Source organism: Bradyrhizobium altum (assembly GCF_020889705.1).
Taxonomy (GTDB): Bacteria; Pseudomonadota; Alphaproteobacteria; order Rhizobiales; family Xanthobacteraceae; genus Bradyrhizobium; species Bradyrhizobium altum.
This window is the reverse complement of sequence record NZ_JACMYP010000514.1, coordinates 1-1,942: the sequence shown is the minus strand read 5'-3', so window position 1 is coordinate 1,942 and position 1,942 is coordinate 1. Positions and strand designations below refer to the sequence as shown.

Below are 1,942 nucleotides of genomic sequence, written 5' to 3'. Positions count from 1 at the left end.
CCTCAGCGTCGGGACGCGCAGGCTCCGGTGCCGGCGTGGTCGGCCGCTCGCCGCCGGGTTTTGACTCGGCGGGCGGCGGCGTCTGCAGCGGCTGGGTCGCCTGCGCCATCTCTTGCGGGGCTGCGTTGATCGCGTGCAGCGATAGCACGGCGATCGCAACGCCTGCCACCACCAGCGAGGAGGCGATCAGCACGTCCTTCCGTAGCCTGGTTCGATCCGCAGCCATCTCGCTCACCCACGCATTGTCAGCGAGCTCAACGATCCGGCCACCGCATGGTTCCTGAGCGGAGCCTGCGGGAACCCGGCCTCAATCCGTGGTGCTGATTTCCCAGGTCACGTGCCGCACGCCGGGCTGATGCTGCAGGTCGACCACCACGGCATTCAGCTCGTTGGGGTCGACCGCGGTCGAGACCAGCTCCGCCACGATCTCGAGGAAGTCGTCGCCGGCCTCGACCACGTTGACATCGGCGACCGGATAGTTCGCGGCCTCGAGCTTCTCCACCAGGCGGTCGCGCATGTCGGGCAGCGCCTCGGGGGTCACCACGAGCTTGAAGTAGTAGGTCGCCTCCGAGGCCTTCTCGTTCAGCGGGATGCGGTTGATGGCGTTGACCAGCGGACGCAGCAGCGTGTTGCCGGCGATCACGAACACGGTCAACGCCGCCGCCTGCGCCACCAGGTCCGCGCCGGCGCAGGAGCCGACCGCGGCCGAGGCCCACAGCGTCGCCGCGGTGTTGAGGCCGCGCACGTCCATGCCCTGCTTCATGATGACGCCGGCGCCGAGGAAGCCGATCCCCGACACCACATAGGCGATCACCCGCACCGCGCCGTCGGCGCCGGCCAGATGCATCGCGAGGTCGACGAAGGCGGCAGCTCCGACCGCGACCAGCACATTGGTGCGCAACCCAGCGGTGCGCTGCCGGTACTGCCGTTCGGCCCCGATCAGGGTACCGAACACGAAAGCTGTCGTCAGGCTGACCAGCGTGTCGATGAAGTCGGCGAGCTGGAATGTGGTGAGAAATCGCATGACGCCGCCGATTCTTCGTCGCCCGAGAACGATGCAGCGATCTCTTACATTTCCAGGATGCCCGCGTCACCATCTTCCGTGCCGAAGGCGAGCAGCGTGCCCTTGGCATTCCACCCCAGCGCGGACACTGCGGTACCGGCGTTCCGGCGCACCAGGATCTCGGCGCCGTCATCGAGCCGGACCATCAGCACGGTACCGTCGGCATAGCCGACCGCCATGATGTCGTTCTTCGGATGGCAGGCAACCACCGCGACCCGGGCCGGCATCGGCGCCAACATCGCCGGCTCCTTGCCCATCGGGCCGTCCTTGCTGGCGAACGGCCAGACGATCACGGCATCGGCGCCCGAGGTCGCGAGCCCCTTGCCGCCGGCGCTCCACGACATCGAGCGCACGCGGCCGGGATAGCCGCTCATCCGCATGTGCCGGTTGTCGGCGAGCCGCCAACCATGCATCGCGGCCTCGTGCATCGCCGTGACCAGGAATTTGTTGTCCGGGCTGAAAGAGACCGCGAGATGCGAGCCGGCCCATTCCAGGAATTCCGGATTGGCGGCCATGTTGGGAAACCACAAGGTCACGCCGTTGTAATGCGCGATCCCAAGCCGCAGGCCCTTCGGCGCGAACGCCAGCCCGCCGACGGTCGACGGCACCTCGAAGGTCTTCTCTTCGCCCTTGGGATTGCGCACGAAGGCGGTCTTGCCCGCCGACCACGCCACGGTGCCGTCGCTGTGCAGGGCGACATTGTCGATCCAGCGCCGCTTGGCGTCGGTCGCAATCGTCGAGGTCTCGCCCTTGGCGTCGATCGCGATCAGCTTGCCGTCGTCACCGCCGGTGACGAGCCGCTTGCCGTCGGAGGCCGCGCACAGGATGGCGCCGAAATGCGTCTCTGCCCGCGTGATCTCGCCGTCGGCGGTCGCGATC

Annotated in this window: 3 protein-coding genes; all 3 read right to left on the bottom strand. The window is 68.0% G+C overall.

All coding sequences use genetic code 11. From position 1 onward, the window contains the following. The coding region (locus H8B02_RS47005; protein WP_229172477.1) for a hypothetical protein at positions 1 to 226 on the bottom strand (226 nt) is incomplete at its 3' end. 81 nt (positions 227 to 307) lie between these two features. Next, positions 308 to 1,024 (bottom strand): MgtC/SapB family protein, encoded by a 717-nt coding sequence (locus H8B02_RS47000; protein ID WP_229172476.1) that lies wholly within the window; start codon positions 1,022 to 1,024, stop codon positions 308 to 310. 44 nt (positions 1,025 to 1,068) lie between these two features. Next, a partial coding sequence (locus H8B02_RS46995) for a WD40 repeat domain-containing protein (protein ID WP_229172475.1) occupies positions 1,069 to 1,942 on the bottom strand: 874 nt, incomplete at its 5' end.

Coding starts and splice junctions, on each gene's coding strand:
- H8B02_RS47000 (WP_229172476.1), bottom strand. CDS start 1,024: ATGCGATTTCTCACCACATTCCAGCTCGCCGACTTCATCGACACGCTG.